The sequence below is a fragment of the Microcoleus sp. AT3-A2 genome (assembly GCF_036705685.1).
Lineage (GTDB): Bacteria > Cyanobacteriota > Cyanobacteriia > Cyanobacteriales > Microcoleaceae > Microcoleus.
Window position 1 is genome coordinate 1 of sequence record NZ_JAUBVF010000166.1, and the last position, 1,275, is coordinate 1,275.

Below are 1,275 nucleotides of genomic sequence, written 5' to 3' on the forward strand. Positions count from 1 at the left end.
CTGGGGGGGTGACAAAGAGGTCTACGAGATAGACTGTATAAGGGTTGCAGCCCGCATACCTTGTTGATAAAAGCGGCGTTTAGAAGGAGTTAACTTGCGTTTACTGTTCCACCTCCAAAGAATATTGTTCTAGATAATTAACCCACTTTTCTCCATCCTTACCAACACCAAATGTACTCCGTCTGCGATATTTTTTCTTGGGTTCTTTGCGACGAGATACATATTTTTGTACCTGCTTTTTCTTCAGTTCAGTGCCTTGAAATATTGCCCAAGTGTACGCCAGTGTCATGAGCAGAATCATGTTAATAAGTCGGTTCCCTTTGAGGCTTGTTCCTTCCAGATCGTAGCCTCCTGTTTTACAATCTCGAAACATTTCTTCGATACCCATCCGCTGCTTATAAGCATTGAGCGCTGCTCGCAATGAGCCTAAGTCCGTGAGAATAAACCAGGCTTCTTTAACTTGATATTTCCCATAGTTCCTTTTCCACTTACAAGCAAGCTCAAACCCGGTAGTAGGTAGAGTTTTCCTCACTCTTTTCCCTTGCACATACAAACAAGTTCCGGGTACTATTCCTAATTCATCCAACCGTTGCCAAACTAAATGTTCTGTTTCGATACAAAGATTCTTTTTCAGTCTTAAGCAAAAAGACACACCCTTTTCCTTAAGCCAGTTTGCCAAATCAACAGAACAAAATTCACGGTCTCCTAAGACGATGAGTTTATATTCTGAAAATAATGGTAAAACTTGCTGTAAATTGGTAGTCTGTGACTCGAAGCTACTGTTTCCCAATTTGGGCAACAGTGACCAGTATAATGGAATTGCTCTTCGCTCCCAGATCAGGCTAACCATAAAGAGATTTATGCACCCCCATTGACTGCGGTCGATGGCGATTGATAAACGAGTACCAATGGGGCAATAAGTGGTCAACCAATAAGTAATTAAGGGGAACCAAATTAATGAGATAGTTAAATTTGGTAAATCCAGAAATCTTTGTAGTTTTCTGCGCCGACTTTCCGTTGTAATTGGATAAGGGAATACCCGTGCCAGTCGTTCTAATCTCACTTGTTTTTCTGATTGGATCACCGATAGCAAAGTTGTCATTACAAGAAACAGAGCTGATGTTAGTTGTTTTTTTAAATGAGTCTGGTAAAATGTTGGTATCATTATTTTTTGGATAGGCAAGCGTGTAACAATTATGCTGCCTATCTTTTTTTAGCACACATTGGCTCAATCCTCACCACCTCTCGGTTTCAGGCTGGTTGTCACCCCCCCAG

Annotated in this window: 1 protein-coding gene; it reads right to left on the reverse strand. The window is 41.2% G+C overall.

The window, feature by feature from the left end; translation table 11 throughout:
• Positions 1 to 100: 100 nt before the first annotated feature.
• Positions 101 to 1,165 (reverse strand): IS4 family transposase, encoded by a 1,065-nt coding sequence (locus QUB37_RS29695; protein ID WP_333168828.1) that lies wholly within the window; start codon positions 1,163 to 1,165, stop codon positions 101 to 103.
• Positions 1,166 to 1,275 lie beyond the last annotated feature (110 nt).